The following is a 14,830-nucleotide window of genomic DNA, read 5'->3' as shown; positions in this document are numbered from 1 at the left end:
AAAATCATCGAATCCAAAAATTATGCTACAATTCGCAAAAAAGGACAGCTATACTAATAAACGCAGTGATACAAAAGGACGAAAACGGCTACTTTGCGTTTGTGCCAGAGCTAAAAGGTTGCGTAAGCGAGGGAGCGAGCTTTGAGGAAGCACGGGCAAATATCAAAGAAGCCATTAAGCTATATTTGGAGAGTTTAGAGACAGATGTGATTCATCGCATTGTCGCAAAAGAAGCGGAGGCATTGCTATTGCAAAATGGCTTCGTGGTGGATAGACAAAGTGGCAGTCATAGAATCCAAAAAAGAATCGAAACGAATGGTTTTGCCACACCATAGCGGGAAAATTTTACACCCAAAAATCATCAAAGAATTATTTGAGATTTTTGGAGGATTAACCAAAAAGCACAAGATTCTAGCGCGGATACAAGCGCACTAGAATCTACAATCGACACGCTAGCCTATGCCCTCTACGAGCTAGATTCTAATGAGATTAAAATCATACAATCCAATCAATAGCCCCGCGCGCTCAATCCACCAGCACCCGCCACACATCATCAATAAGAGCGACTTTCACAACATAATCCACCGCCTCGCCATTATGAAACTCCACCTTTAACTCTATAAGCATAAGATTCTTGTGTATTTCATTTGATATATTGCTACTTTTTAGCACGCTTATAGCCTTCAGCCCGCCTCGAGCTTGAGCGAAACTGCGTAGCTGGGCTATATCTTGTGTGCGCTCGATAACCCGCTCTTTATCAAGCGTAGTGCCATTTGGACCCCGTGCATTGCTTAAAAACTCCGTCCCACTGCCACTAAAGCAGCTTTTAACATACTCTATTGAGGCTTCATCGGCACTCCTGCTAGATGAGCCACACGCTACCAACCCAAATACAAATACCACGCCTGCAAGCCTTGCTAAAATGCTTTTCATCACTCCTCCTTTAAGTAATTTATAAAACCAAAAATACTGATGAGAACGGCGCAAGACAAAAAAAAAAAAAACGATTTAGAGCGACATTTTACCATAAAAAAGAGAGTTTTTGTCAATTTTTGAAAAAAATGTATTAAACTTAATACAACTAAGAAAAAGTAGGTAAATTACGAGGTTAAAATTCAAAATCTTGGGAATCTGTGGTAACGCTGGATTGCTCTGTCTTGGTGCTGATACTTTGTTTATCGCGCATTCGCTTAAGCATTACCATTAGCCCTAGCGAAGCGATACTAGCGACCATATAATGCCACACAGCTTGTATTGCTTGCGTGCCATTAAGGCAGTTATATCCTTGCTTGATTCCTAAAAACACCACAAAGCAAAGCAAAAGCATCGTAATAAAAAAGGTAATCTCTACAAAAACTACGGAAAAAATCCCAAAAATATCCACCGCCAGCTTACAAAGCCACAGCACCACAGGAGACACCAAAATCACCACCACGCCAATATACGCCGTCAAATGCCAATTAGCTTGTAAAAAGTTTAATATTTTGTGAATCTCGCCCACGACTTGCACTTCCCTAAAATTTTAATACCACTTGCAAAGCATACATTGTAGTTCTTTCGCGCTTAAGAATCTATAAAATTTCACAAAGATTCCTAAACACCACTTCCTTGCAATAGCAAAAATTAAGCCACCATAGACAAAATTGTAAAAATTTGTATAAAAATTTAGATTTTGTGCTCGTAATCTTGCGCTAGTGCGTAATCTAGTGCCTCATCTTCAGCCACTTCATCTAAATCCACCACTTCATACGCGCCTTGTTCGTTTAGGATTTTTTGCGTGAGGAGGTGGTTTAGTTTATGACTCCCCGCAAAAGCGATGTAACTACCAATGAGCGGGATTCCAAGCACCGCCATATCACCAATAGCATCTAAAATTTTGTGTCGCACAAACTCATCTTTATAGCGCAATCCATCTTTATTCATCACGCCATTATCATCAAGCACGATACAATTACTCAAATCTCCCCCCTTAGCAAGCCCTTGAGAGCGCAAATAATTCACCTCGCTTAAAAAGCCAAAAGTCCTCGCCCGCGCAATCTCCTCGATATACCCACTTGTAGAAAAAGTAAATGTATATGCCTGCTCTTTAATAGCTTGATGTGGGAAAGAAATACGAAAATCAAATACCACACGCTCGCTTGGCTCTATACGCACGAATTTATCACCATCTTTGACTTCGATTGGTTTTTTAATGCGCATTGCCTTTTTGGGCGCATCTTGACGGACGATTTGCGCCTCCTCTAAAAGCATACAATACCCTATCGCACTGCCGTCCATTATAGGCACTTCCTCATTATCAAGGGTGATTTTGAGATTATCGATTCCGTGTGCGTGAATGGCTGAGAGCAAATGCTCAATGGTTGAAACCCTCGCGTTATCTTTGGCGAGCACCGTTGCCATTGTCGTGTCTATCACATTTTGAGGGCATAGCGGGATACTCACACCCATATCACTACGATAAAACACAATCCCACTATTTGGAGCTAATGGCTCTAGCGTCATTTTGACAGGCACGCCTTTGTGCAATCCGATTCCCACTAATTCAACTTTTTTGCCGATAGTTTTTTGTTTCATTGTTGCCTCCTTAATTTTCTGCCTCTTGCACTTTAGCCCACATTCCCTGCGCTATCACTTAGCGATATGTTTGTGCGTGTCGCCTGTGGTATATCCTGTGTGTAATCACAAATTTCATTATATAAAGAATCTCGCTCCACAGGGATAAACCCTGCACTTTTGATTTGGGAGATAATCTCTTGCTTTGTGATTCCGTTTTTGCTTTTTGCTCCTGCGGCAGATTGGATACTCTCAAGCTCAATCGTGCCATCCATATCATCTGCGCCAAATTCTTGCGCGACAAGGGCGAGATTAAGCCCTAAAGTCGCCCAATATGCCTTAATATGTGGGATATTTTGTAAAATTATGCGTGCAATGGCGATTGTTTTTAAAATCTCTTGTCCGCTTGGGAAATTCTCCACCCTAAGATAATTGTTTTGCTTTTGATAGAGCAATGGAATAAAAGCATTAAATCCTCCACTTTTACTCTCTACGCGCTCTTTAGAGTTTTGAGAATCTTTTAATCGCAGGATATGGTCGATTCTATGCTCTTTGGATTCTATATGCCCAAAGAGCATTGTCGCATTACTCATCTTCCCAAGCGAATGCCAATATCGGTGAATCTCAAGCCACCTATGAGATTTTACTTTGCCTTTACAAATGTATGCGCGCACTTTTTCATCAAAGATTTCCGCACCACCACCCGGCATAGAATCCACGCCCGCCTCTGCCATATCCTCAAGCACTCTTTTATAGCCTTTGTTAAATTTCCTGTCTAAAAAATCCACTTCTGCCGCAGTCATTGCCTTTATGTGAATCTCTGGGCAAGCCTTACGCACTTCTTTAAACATATCCATATACCACCCATACGAATAGTTTGGATTGTGGCTTGAGACGATATGCACTTCTTTTGCACCATTTTGATAGGAATTATATGCTTGACTGATAATCTCCCCTAAACTCATTTGGTAGGCATTTGGATTCTTTCTATGGGCTGAAAACGCACAAAACTTGCAAATATCCGCACAAATATTGCTTGGGTTAATATGGCGGTTAATGTTAAAAAAAGTTTTTTTGCCAAATTTTTGCGTGCGGATAGAATCTGCCGCCTCACCAAGCGTAAAAATATCAAGTTCATAGAGTTTAACCAACTCGCTTGCTTTGAGATTCTCGTTGTTTATGGCTTTTTGTAAAATTTCTTTTGACTCTTTGGCACGCATTCTTTGTTGTCCTTGTTAAATGATAATTTTCATCATAAAATAACGCGTTTATGTAAATCTTTAGCTACAATTTATGTGTTTATAAATGCGATTTTCATACCACATTTATACAATGACTAATGAAAGGCAACAATGGAATTAAGAGAATTTCGGCGCAAACTCGCTGCTGTGCTGATACCACCACTTGGATTTATCGCTATATGGATATTATATTGTTTCACGCGTCATCGTTTTTATATTGATGAAAAAATCTTTAAGCAAAATTTTATTATTGGCTTTTGGCACGGCGAAATCCTAATGCTCCCAATCCTTTTTTTACTCTACTTTAAACCGCGTCTAAAAAAGCTAAACCCACAAAGGGCGAAAAATTTCCATATAATTTTTTCACAGCACCTCGATGCCGAGCCAATGGCAAAACTTTGCACTTACTTTGGGCTTAAAGAATTGCGAGGCTCGAGCTTTAAAGGTGGGCTAAAGGTGCTCATAGATTCTTTAAAACTACTAAAAAATGGCTATGATGTGGGTGTCGTGCCCGATGGTCCAAGAGGTCCGTGCCACTCTATCGCTGATGGAATCATCGCTATGAGTCAAAAAGCTAGCGTGCCAATCGTGCCATTGCGCGTGAAATGTAGCGCATATTGGCAACTTAAGACTTGGGATAAATTTATTATCCCAAAACCTTTTTGTAAAATTGAATTTTATGCGTTAGAAAGTTTTAGAGTGGATAACTTAAGCCTACAAGAAGCAAAAAAAATCTTTAAAGACAAAATGGATGCACCAGATTCTGGCAATATGCCGACAAATTCATAACTTACATAATGGAGTTTGTATAAATATATTGTCATTTATATAACCAATCCATCAAATTTTAGGCGTATTTTTGTAAAAAAAAAGATACTATATCAGCGTATTTTCATTTTAATGTATTGGAGGTTTCCTATGAATAAAGTTCTCAAAACTTTAGGTTTCGTGGCGTGTTTGTGTGGATTTGCTCTAGCAGAGAATCACACACATTGGGGATATACAGGCGATGAGGGTCCAGCAAAATGGGGGGATTTGGATAGCAGTTTTGCAGCGTGCAAGACAGAAAAGCTCCAATCACCAATCAACATCGTAGAATCTAAGGCAAAAAAGGCAAAGGCAAATCCTAACTTTGCTATTGAAGATTCTTATGCAAGCAAAGCGCGAGACATCGTAAATAACGGACATACATTGCAAGTTGGATTTGATAATGCTGGGGCACTAGGCTTTAACAATAAATCTTATGAGCTCGTGCAGTTGCATTTCCATACCCCATCTGAAAATCAAATAAATGACAAGGCGTATCCTGCTGAAGTGCATTTAGTGCATAAGGATACTGATGGCAACTTGCTTGTGGTCGGCGTGTTTATCCAAGATGGCGAACAAAATGGTGCGCTAGAAGCACTACTAAAGGCTACACCAAAAAAGCTCAATGACACAAAACCACTTAAGCTAAAAGGAATTTCGCTTAGCACTTTATTGCCAAGCAAAAGTGCGTATTACACATTTCAAGGGAGTTTGACTACTCCGCCTTGCAGTGGCAATGTAACTTGGGTCGTTATGAAAGATACTATCCAAGCATCTGCAAAGCAACTTGAACAACTTGGAGCAATCCTCAAGCAAAACGCTCGCCCTATACAACCAATCAACGGCAGAGTAGTTACTTTTGTCCAACCATAACGATTCAAAAGATTCTGTGATATTTCACAGAATCTTACAACACATTCATAAATGCTTCTAATGCCTCAAATTCCTCAAGATTTAACCCAAGAGGACGAATAAGCGGGTCTGTTTTTGGGAAAAGTGGGTCGTTTTTTTGCTCTGGCGTTGGATTCCCGCCAAAAAATCCCATATTATAGTGCATTAGCACCATTCGCATAAAGCGAAAACTTCCGTTATGAAAATATGGACCACTCAACGCGACACGGCGCAGTGTGGGAGTCTTAAACTTCCCCATATCAAGAGGGTCTTTTGTAACCTCATATCGTCCTAAATCCTCGCCCTCTCTACCATAATTATGCAAGCCCAAATTATAGTATTTATTATCCGTGAGTGCCACGCCATTGTGGCAGTTAAGGCATTGTGCTTTAGTGCGATAAATATGCAAGCCTAAAACTTCTTTATCGGTTAATCGCTTAGATTCCCCGTTTAAAAACAAATCAAAGCGTGTTTGAGCTGGCATAAGGCTTCGCTCATAAGTGGCAATAGCCTGTGCCATTAACTCTTTAGTGATTTTACGCGTGCCAAAGACCTTTTGAAATTCATCTTTATATTCCTTAATGCCATTAAGTTTTTTAGCGGCTTTATCCGCTGTGCTTGCCATTTCCTTTGGGTCGGCAATGGGAAAGAGGCTCTGAGATTCCAAATCTTTTGCCCGCCCGTCCCAAAAATTCTCCGTGCTAAAAGCACTCATCATAATATTTGGCGCATTCCTGCGTCCTACCTGTCTATTATGCCCGTGGCTTAATGGCTTGCCATCGCCAAAGGCTAAATATCTATCGTGGCAAGAGGCGCACGCAATTTGCTCGCTTTTTGATAAACGCGGGTCGTTAAAGAGCTTTTCGCCCAAAGCGCGTTTTTCCTCGCTAAAGGGATTAGATTGCGGATAAGGTGGCGTTAAGGGTAGTGCCCTTAGCTCAATATGAGCGCGGATTTTTGCCTCATTGCCCTTATCTGTATGATTTGGCAACCCTAAATCTTTTGCAATTTCACGCAAGATTCGCTCATCAATGTGTGCTTTAGTCCATTTACTAGAATCTTTGTTGCTATACATTGCGCGAAGTTTGTTGATATTTGGTTTGGATTCCGCACCCACTAGCTCAAAAAGCCCGCCAACACACCATAAAAATACTATTACCACACCGATTTTCTTCATTTTTGCTCCTTTGTTGTTTTGTAAGTTGAATTTATAGCCTAAAACTTATACCCCACCTGCACCCAAAATTGCCTACCTAACTCATACGCCTTTGCGGTGTAGCTGAGCGCATTTGCATTATATGCACTTGCTACATCGCCACCGCCATCTAGATTCGCACTGCCTGTGGTGAGTGTCGTCTCATTGCGTAAATTAAGCACATTATTTATATCCACATTGACATAAATTGTGTGCCCGCTTTTTGTGATGAGATATTCTGTGCCCACTCGCATATCCCAATTAAACGCCCACCTAATCTCTCTAGTTGCATACTGGTCTAAAAAATCAAAATTCGCATCAAAGCCCGGTCCTTGATATTGCTGATAAATGTTTGGGCGAGTTGTTTGGTAGTCTTTATATTGCTTATTCCAAATTTGCAATCGCCTATTATACCCACTGCGAAAGCGAAAGAAATTATTGATAATCCATTTGGTGCGCTTTAACACAAAGGCGTGCGTGGTAGTAAGGCGCAGTGTCCAAGGACGCACGAAATTTTCAGGTTGCTCAAAGCACTGCCCATAAAAAGCGAGTTTGCCCTCACACAGCACTACATCAAATAAATTTGCATTATAATCCGTGCTTGTAAGATAGGGATTATAATCGCGTTTGCTTTGCGTATAATCAAAGCTAAACAAATAATTATGCGCAATTCCTTGCGTGATGATTGGCTTTATATTTTGCAAAGTGAGTGCTATGACATCGGTGCGAGATTTCCCACCATTACTATAAATATAGCTACTACTAGAATGCGATTCATCAGGACGGGGAATGCTAGAATCTCGCCTTGTGCGATAGATTTGGTCTTTGCCATCGCGGTGGATATATTTTACACTCACGCTAAAAATCCCTAGATTCTGTGTTATCCCAACCATTAGCTCATCATCATAGGGGACTTTGAGTTTGCTAAAAATCGTAGAAGTTATCGGGTGGTCTGCGCTTGATAAAATCCAATCACTTTGCGCACTGGTGCGATAATAATACTTCAAACTTTGCTCGGCATTATCAGCATCATAGATTCTATAAGTAAGCATATTGCGCCCATAGTAGCGATTTGCTCCAAAGGTTAATTGCGTGCGCCAATCTTGCTTCACGGGCGTTTTATAGCTTGTAGAAAATCGCGGGGCAAGTGTGTGCTTACTCATATAATTATCTCCATCTAAACGCAACCCAAGTCTTGTGCTTAGCTCGCCTACTTTGCCTAAATCAAACCCCATATCGTCTTCTGCGTAGATTCCATACGAGAGCGTGTTAAAGACATTTTTGCCCGGAGCGTGAGCACGCACTTGATTGAAATACTGCCCCTGCCAAGTTTCGTTATAATTCGCCCCACCATAATTCGTAGTCGCCTCCGAACAAGATGTAAGCCCTAGAGAATCCACCCCACAAGAGCCACCATTTAGATTAGCGACATAAGTTGTGCCCAGTCCATTTAGATTATACCCACTAAAAATATAATATCCATTTGCGCGATTACGCATAGCACTATTAAACCCTGCTTCGCCACCAACTTTGAAATTATGCGTAATGCCCAAAATCTCTAACTCCTCAAAGTCAAAATCGCTTTTAAAATTTAGAGTATGAGAAGTCTGCTCCATATCGCCAAAGCCACCTTGAGAGACTGTGCGTCTAGTCGTGGTGGGTGAATACGCCCAATTTTTATCACCCTCGCTATATCGCCAAGTCGCCCAAAAATTGCTTTGAGAATCACGACTGCTCTGCATAAAGTTGTAGCCAATTTGTGTGGTTAATAAGCCAATGGAGGCTTGATAGAGTGCTTTAACCCCACTTTGGATTCCCCCGCTTTGTAAATCAAAATAGCTGTCTTTGACATTGGGACGATAGTAAGTGTTATCTTGAGGCATATACGCTATATTTGCTTCGATAGTGAGTTTTTCGTTTGGAGTATAATGTGCTTTTATGTAATAATCATCGCTCACGCGCTTTTGTTCTTTTTTGCCCCCTGCCTCTGTGCCTGCACTATATGTGTTTGTATAAGCAAATAGCGGGATATAGCTCCTAATCGTGCTAAAAGAGGCGATAATGCCAAGATTTTTGGTAGCATAGCCCTCCACATTTGCTCTAATGGCGTGCTTGATAAACTCTGGCTGATAATACTCGCTTGTGGAGTTTATGAAATTCTCCCACTCAAGCTCGTGGATATGGTATCGCGTCATTGAAAACGCATTAGGCATTGCATTGCCCTGCGTGATTTGATAACTAATATTGCCGTGCCAGCCTTTGATACCGCCATCATCTTGTCGTGGTTTGCGCACATTTGCCTCCACTACGCCACCTGTGAAGCGTCCATACGCCGCACTTACATTGCTATCTAGCACGGTGATAGAATCGAGCAGGCTTGTATCCACAGGCAAGCCTTGCGAAGCAGTGCTCCCCCATTGTTGATGATTAGAGCTCCCAAAGACTTTGTTTCCCATAGGATTTATATCGTTATTGATATTAAAGCCATCAAGCTGGAAATTATTTTGGAAAAATAGCCCGCCTGAAATGCTTATGCTCGCTAAGTCAATCTCACCTGCAGTAGAGGATTTACCTTGTGCGTTATCAAACTGCACATTTGGCAAAATCTTTAGCACGCTTCCAATATCGCCATTGCCATTTGGGATAGATTCTAATATATGGCGATTCACTTGTGCTCCTGAGTTATAAGTTTCAAACTCCCTCTCTGCGATGGCTGTGCTTTTGCCAAGTTGAACTTTTTGTAAATTTTTCTCATCGGTTTTGCCATTGCTATTTTCTCCTTGAGGGGGGGGGGGCAGAGTTGTTTGTGTTTGCCATTGTGGAATCTTGCTCATTTTGAGCGAAATACATAATGCTTTGACGCGAAATAGAATCTCCAAATACCACACTACATAAACTAAGAGTGGCTATTGATAATCTAAATAAAATAGTGGTATTTCTCACCAATAAATCCTTAATGATAATTATAGAATTGGGATTGATTATAATAAATCTAAAATAAAAACTCGCTTAAATGCTAAAATATTTTAATATTTTGGCAATAATTGCTACCATTTTGGATTTTTATGCGTAAATATTTAGTGATTTGATTTATAAAAGTTTATAGATTCTATATAAGGATTATTGATAAAATAAACTAAAGTTTTGGGTTGTGTTACTTTTCTTTGCTACAATGCACTAAAATTTATCATTCAAGGAGTTTGCAATGGCAACGAAACACCATTTTGAAACAGAAATTACCCAACTTTTGGATTTAATGATTAACTCGCTCTATTCGCACAAAGAAATCTTTTTACGCGAGCTAGTGAGCAACGCTTCTGACGCACTTGATAAGCTCTCTTATCTCACACTAAGTGATGAAAAATATAAAAATCTTACTTTTACTCCGCGCATTGATATTCAATTTGATGAGAAAAAGGGCACGCTTAGCATTAGTGATAATGGCATTGGTATGAATGAAGCGGATATGAAAGAGCATTTAGGCGTAATCGCAAAATCTGGGACAAAGAGCTTCCTCTCACAACTAAGTGGAGATAAGAAAAAAGATTCTGCACTTATTGGACAATTTGGCGTGGGCTTTTACTCCGCCTTTATGGTGGCAGACAGAGTGGTGGTGCAGAGCAAAAAGGCAGGTGAGGATAAAGCGTATGCGTGGATAAGCGAGGGCAAGGGTGAGTATGAAATCGGGGAATGCGTGCAAGAGGAATTTGGCACAAATATCACGCTTTATCTTAAAAAAGACCAAAAGCATTATGCTTCGCGCTGGGAGATTCAAAGCATTATCGATAAATACTCTCAACACATTGGATTCCCAATTTTTTTGCATTTCACCGAAACGCTTAGCGAAGAAGAGAGCAAAAAACAAGGCAAAAATACAGAGGATAAAATCGAGCAAATAAATTCGGCAAAAGCTCTTTGGACATTACCAAAAGCAGAGTTAAAGCCAGAGGATTATAATGAATTTTATAAATCTTTTGCGCACGATAATGGCGAGCCACTGCATTATGTGCATACCAAAGTGGAGGGGAATTTAGAATACACGACTTTATTTTACTTTCCTAAAAATGCGCCATTTGACCTTTACCGAGTGGATTATCAAAGTGGCATAAAACTCTATGTCAAACGCGTGTTTATCACTGATGATGATAAAGAACTTTTGCCGCCATATTTGCGATTTGTGCGTGGGGTGATTGATAGTGCGGATTTGCCACTTAATGTTAGTAGAGAAATCTTGCAACAAAACAAGATTCTCGCAAACATTAAATCTGCGAGCACAAAAAAAATCCTAAGCGAGATTAAAAACCTCACCAAAAAAGAGGAAATTTTTAAACAATTTTATACTCAATTTGGTAAGGTGCTTAAAGAGGGACTTTATAGCGATTATGAAAATAAAGAAAAAATCTTAGAACTCTTGCGCTTTGAGAGCAATACGCGTGAGTTTATCTCGCTTAAAGACTACAAAGATTCTATGAATAAAGACCAAAAAAGCATTTATTACTTGCTTGGAGAAAATAAAGAGATTCTCAAACACTCACCATTACTAGAAAAATTCCACAATAAAGGCTTTGAGGTGCTTCTCTTAAGCGATGAAATCGATGGAATGGTAATCCCAAGCATTGGCGAATACGATAAAGTGCCACTAAAAAACATTAGCACCAAAGACGCACTAAGCGAAATTGGCGATGAACAAATCGATGAAAAAACAAAAAAAGAGTTTGAAACAATCTTAGAGGGCTTTAAAAATGCCTTAGGTGAAAAAGTGGGAGAAATCACACTTACAAGCCTTATGCAACAAGCGCCCATAAGCATTATACGCCAAAATGATAATCCAATGATGGCACAACTCCTCGCCCAAATGGGACAAAAAGCCCCACAATCTAAACCAGACATTGAGCTTAACATTCATCATAGCATTTTTGCTAAACTCAAAAATGGCAAAATCAAAGAGCAAAAAATCGCTCAAATCGCACATTTGCTCTTTGATAGCGCACTTGTAGCAGAAGGACAAAACTTACAAGACGCCAAAGACTTTAGCGAACGCATAAACACACTTATTATAGAATCTCTATAAAGAGATTCTATGCCATATCCATTGCCAGCAAAATCCCACCATAAAACAAAAACACCCCAAATGCTCCAAACACTACGCCACAGATTCTATCAATCCACACAAAAACTCGAGGCGTTACAAGTTTGCGTGCGAAATTTGCCACGATAATAACAAGACAAAAAGGCGTGCAAAGAGAAATGTAAAGCACTAAAAGCGGTGTGCCAATATCCACACCCATAAATGGCACGATAATAGTGGTAAAAAAGAGGATAGCCTTTGGGTTTGAGAGGTTAATAAATAATGCCTTGCAATAAGAATACACCACGCCCTTAGGAATATGCTCTTTTTTATCAATTTGGTTTTGCAGGGCTTTTTCATCGACTTTTGCACGAAGCATACACACGCTCAAATACCCCAAATACAGCCCCCCAACAAAGCTCACAACCAACTGAAATATTGGCGTGTTTAAAAATACTGATAATCCCAAATAAATCGCGCCTAAAAAAATCACCCAACCACTCGCGATGCCTAAAAACGCGCTAATACTATACTTAAGTCCAAAATTTAATCCATAGCGAAGCACAAGCAAAATATCTGGTCCGGGTGTTATCGCGCCGATAAACCCAACCACAAAAACACTCACAAGGCTTAAAGATTCCATACTGCTCCCCACAATGCGTTAAATTCGCAAAAGTGTAGCATAAAATACTTTTTGTTTTATATGTTTTAGATTGATATTTTTGTTTTATAATTCTTGGAATCTACAAGGATTTCAAGGGGTTATAATGCTAAGGGTCATAAAACATCATTTGAGTTTATATTTTATGATTTTAGCCTGCCTTGAGTTTGCTCTAGTGGGAGCGTGCGCGAAGATTGTATGCGATGAAATGCCCGCGATTGAAGTGGTGTTTTTCCGCAACTTTATTGGTTGTATTTGTATGCTGTATTTGCTTTGGCGATTGCGATTTCATAAGATAGGCGGGCATTTTTGGTTACTCATATTTCGTGGATTTGCGGGGGCGGTTTCGCTGTATTTATTTTTTTACAATGTCTCACACATCTCTCTTGGTGGGGCTTTCGCATTCCAAAAAACTTCGCCCATTTTTATTGCATTCATCGCTTTTATCCTCTTTGATGAAAAAATTGGTTTTAGAGGAAGTTTTGGTATCGCGCTAGCATTTTTAGGTGTGCTCCTTGTCTCACATCCTTGGGTGCAAGATGACGCTCACACAGGATTTGATATGAAAAACACCATTATTGGCGTGATGAGTGGATTTTTTAGTGCGTTGGCACTTACGAGTGCGAGACGATTGCGGAAGTTTTATGCCACTGAACAAATTGTATTTTCTTTTTTGGTGGTTGGCACGCTGATGCCACTGCTTTCAATGCTCGCTGGATATTACGCACCAAGCATATATGTAGAGAATCTTGACTTTCTCATTGCTCCATTTGCGATACCAAGTGCTCAGTCTTGGATTATCATTGTAGTTATGGGTGTGCTAGGGGTGTTGTATCAACTTCATATCACCAAAGCCTATGGCGTAGCAAAAAAAGCTGGGATTATCGCTGGAGTGGGATATTTAGATGTAGTGTTTTCAATGTTTTTGGGCTTAATATTGGGCGATAGTTTCCCAAGTGCTATGGTGCTAGCTGGCATTGGTGGGATTATCGCTGGAGGACTTATCCTTGTGCGGGCTAAAACTTAAAAAGATTTTATCAAAATTATTAGAATTTTAAGCCAAGCCAAATTATAATGCTAAAAACTTTAATGTTGGAGGGGAATATATGAATCTAGTCCAAAGTATCAATGATTTTAACGAGGCAAAACAAGTCATTATAGGTGGTGTAAATTCACCTGTGAGAGCGTTTAATTCTGTCGGTGGCGTGCCACCATTTATTAAAAAAGGGCAAGGGGCGTATATTTATGATGAAGATGGCAACAAATATATTGATTTTGTGCAAAGTTGGGGACCGCTTATTTTTGGGCATTGTGATGATGATATACAATCAAGCGTATTAGAAGCGACCAAAAATGGACTTAGTTTTGGCGCACCCACACAGATTGAAACCGCTTTGGCAAAGCAAATCATAAGCATTTATGATGGCATTGATAAAGTGCGCCTTGTAAGCTCTGGCACAGAGGCGACAATGAGTGCCATTCGAGTAGCAAGAGCATACAGCAAAAAAGATGATATTATCAAATTTGATGGTTGCTATCACGGGCATAGCGATAGTTTGCTTGTGAGTGCGGGGAGTGGCTGTGCCACTTTTGGGAATCCAAGTTCGCCCGGTGTGCCAAGCGACATAAGCAAACACACTTTAGTAGCGCGTTATAATGATATAGATTCTGTAAGACAATGCTTTGAGATAAGTCAAAACAATAGTAGTGGTGTGGGGTGCGTCATCATCGAACCAATCGCTGGAAATATGGGACTTGTGCCTGCGGATAGGGATTTTTTAAGTGCATTGCGAAATCTTTGTGATGAATTTGGTGCGGTGCTTATCTTTGATGAAGTGATGAGTGGATTTCGTGCTAGCTTGCGTGGGAGTTTAGAGTTTTGTGATGTGTTGCCTGATATGGCGACTTTTGGTAAAGTCATAGGCGGGGGAATGCCTCTCGCTGCGTTTTGTGGTAGAGATGAAATTATGAAACTCTTATCGCCTGTGGGAGCGGTGTATCAAGCAGGCACGCTCAGCGGGAATCCAATCGCTGTAAGCGCAGGTCTCACATCACTTATGAAACTCAAACGCAATCCAAACATTTATAAAAACCTGGAGAATCTCGCCAACAAACTTACTTGCGGATTCCAAAATGGCGCAAAAGAGGCTAAAATCCCATTGCAAGTGTGCGTTCGTGGTTCAATGTTTGGATTTTTCTTCAATCAAAATCCTGTAAAAAACTTTGATGACGCAAAACAAAGCGATACAAAAACTTTCGCGCTCTTTCATCAAAAAATGCTTAAAAAAGGTGTGTATTTGGCTTGTTCGCAATTTGAAACAGGATTTATCTGCACGGCAATGGGAGAAGATAAAATACACTTTAGCATAAATGCCGCAAGAGAGAGCTTTTTAGAAATCGCTCAAGGAGTGTAA

13 protein-coding genes and 2 pseudogenes are annotated in these 14,830 nt (G+C 40.2%); 7 read left to right on the top strand and 8 right to left on the bottom strand.

Annotated elements, in window-relative coordinates:
- Window positions 1-50: 50 nt before the first annotated feature.
- Both ACWIWK_RS02620 and ACWIWK_RS02615 read left to right on the top strand, forming a co-directional pair.
- Window positions 51-206 (top strand): annotated as a pseudogene (locus tag ACWIWK_RS02620) (type II toxin-antitoxin system HicB family antitoxin); the annotation flags it as partial.
- 3 nt (window positions 207-209) lie between these two features.
- Window positions 210-435, top strand: a pseudogene (locus ACWIWK_RS02615) (type II toxin-antitoxin system HicA family toxin).
- 90 nt (window positions 436-525) lie between these two features.
- On the opposite strand, the gene ACWIWK_RS02610 reads toward ACWIWK_RS02615, so the two are convergent.
- The 4 genes from ACWIWK_RS02610 to mqnE form a co-directional block, all read right to left on the bottom strand.
- Window positions 526-933 (bottom strand): hypothetical protein, encoded by a 408-nt coding sequence (locus tag ACWIWK_RS02610; protein WP_454150571.1) that lies wholly within the window; start codon window positions 931-933, stop codon window positions 526-528.
- A gap of 175 nt (window positions 934-1,108) precedes the next feature.
- Entirely contained in the window at window positions 1,109-1,501 is a 393-nt protein-coding gene (locus ACWIWK_RS02605; protein ID WP_454150569.1) for a hypothetical protein, read from the bottom strand.
- A 164-nt stretch (window positions 1,502-1,665) separates the two neighbouring features.
- A complete protein-coding gene (gene lpxC, locus ACWIWK_RS02600) occupies window positions 1,666-2,574 on the bottom strand; it encodes a UDP-3-O-acyl-N-acetylglucosamine deacetylase (protein ID WP_454150567.1) in 909 nt (302 codons plus the stop codon).
- A 32-nt stretch (window positions 2,575-2,606) separates the two neighbouring features.
- Window positions 2,607-3,773, bottom strand: a complete 1,167-nt coding sequence (gene mqnE / locus ACWIWK_RS02595) for an aminofutalosine synthase MqnE (RefSeq protein WP_454150565.1) — start codon at window positions 3,771-3,773, stop codon at window positions 2,607-2,609.
- Window positions 3,774-3,905: 132 nt separating this feature from the next.
- Between mqnE and ACWIWK_RS02590 the strand changes: the two genes are divergently transcribed.
- Both ACWIWK_RS02590 and ACWIWK_RS02585 read left to right on the top strand, forming a co-directional pair.
- On the top strand, window positions 3,906-4,583 hold the full coding sequence (locus ACWIWK_RS02590) for a lysophospholipid acyltransferase family protein (RefSeq protein WP_454150564.1): 678 nt from the start codon (window positions 3,906-3,908) through the stop codon (window positions 4,581-4,583).
- A gap of 129 nt (window positions 4,584-4,712) precedes the next feature.
- Window positions 4,713-5,474 (top strand): carbonic anhydrase, encoded by a 762-nt coding sequence (locus ACWIWK_RS02585; protein ID WP_454150562.1) that lies wholly within the window; start codon window positions 4,713-4,715, stop codon window positions 5,472-5,474.
- Window positions 5,475-5,508: 34 nt separating this feature from the next.
- Here the strand turns inward: ACWIWK_RS02585 and ACWIWK_RS02580 are convergent, their stop codons facing one another.
- Genes ACWIWK_RS02580 through ACWIWK_RS02570 form a run of 3 tightly spaced genes read right to left on the bottom strand, consistent with a single transcriptional unit; the run spans window position 5,509 to window position 9,630 of the window.
- Complete coding sequence (locus ACWIWK_RS02580; protein ID WP_454150560.1) at window positions 5,509-6,669, bottom strand: cytochrome-c peroxidase; 1,161 nt, start codon at window positions 6,667-6,669, stop codon at window positions 5,509-5,511.
- Window positions 6,670-6,707: 38 nt separating this feature from the next.
- Window positions 6,708-9,521 carry a TonB-dependent receptor gene (locus tag ACWIWK_RS02575; RefSeq protein ID WP_454150558.1) on the bottom strand — a complete coding sequence of 938 codons (2,814 nt, stop codon included), beginning with the start codon at window positions 9,519-9,521 and terminating at the stop codon, window positions 6,708-6,710.
- Entirely contained in the window at window positions 9,457-9,630 is a 174-nt protein-coding gene (locus ACWIWK_RS02570) for a hypothetical protein (RefSeq protein ID WP_454150556.1), read from the bottom strand. The genes ACWIWK_RS02575 and ACWIWK_RS02570 overlap by 65 nt, the downstream gene beginning before the upstream one ends.
- A 262-nt stretch (window positions 9,631-9,892) precedes the next feature.
- Here ACWIWK_RS02570 and htpG point away from each other — a divergent pair, with 262 nt between their 5' ends.
- On the top strand, window positions 9,893-11,758 hold the full coding sequence (htpG, locus tag ACWIWK_RS02565; RefSeq protein ID WP_454150554.1) for a molecular chaperone HtpG: 1,866 nt from the start codon (window positions 9,893-9,895) through the stop codon (window positions 11,756-11,758).
- Between the two features lie 7 nt (window positions 11,759-11,765).
- On the opposite strand, the gene ACWIWK_RS02560 is transcribed toward htpG, so the two are convergent.
- A complete protein-coding gene (locus tag ACWIWK_RS02560; protein WP_454150552.1) occupies window positions 11,766-12,398 on the bottom strand; it encodes a LysE family translocator in 633 nt (210 codons plus the stop codon).
- A 124-nt stretch (window positions 12,399-12,522) separates the two neighbouring features.
- Here ACWIWK_RS02560 and ACWIWK_RS02555 point away from each other — a divergent pair, with 124 nt between their 5' ends.
- The gene (locus ACWIWK_RS02555; protein ID WP_454150549.1) at window positions 12,523-13,443 is read left to right on the top strand and encodes a DMT family transporter; all 921 of its coding nucleotides are present in this window, start codon (window positions 12,523-12,525) and stop codon (window positions 13,441-13,443) included.
- Between the two features lie 79 nt (window positions 13,444-13,522).
- Window positions 13,523-14,830, top strand: coding sequence for a glutamate-1-semialdehyde 2,1-aminomutase (gene hemL / locus ACWIWK_RS02550; RefSeq protein WP_454150547.1), 1,308 nt, complete (start codon window positions 13,523-13,525; stop codon window positions 14,828-14,830).

The organism is Helicobacter sp. 23-1048 (assembly GCF_053654545.1).
This window is presented reverse-complemented; position numbering and strand designations above follow the sequence as displayed.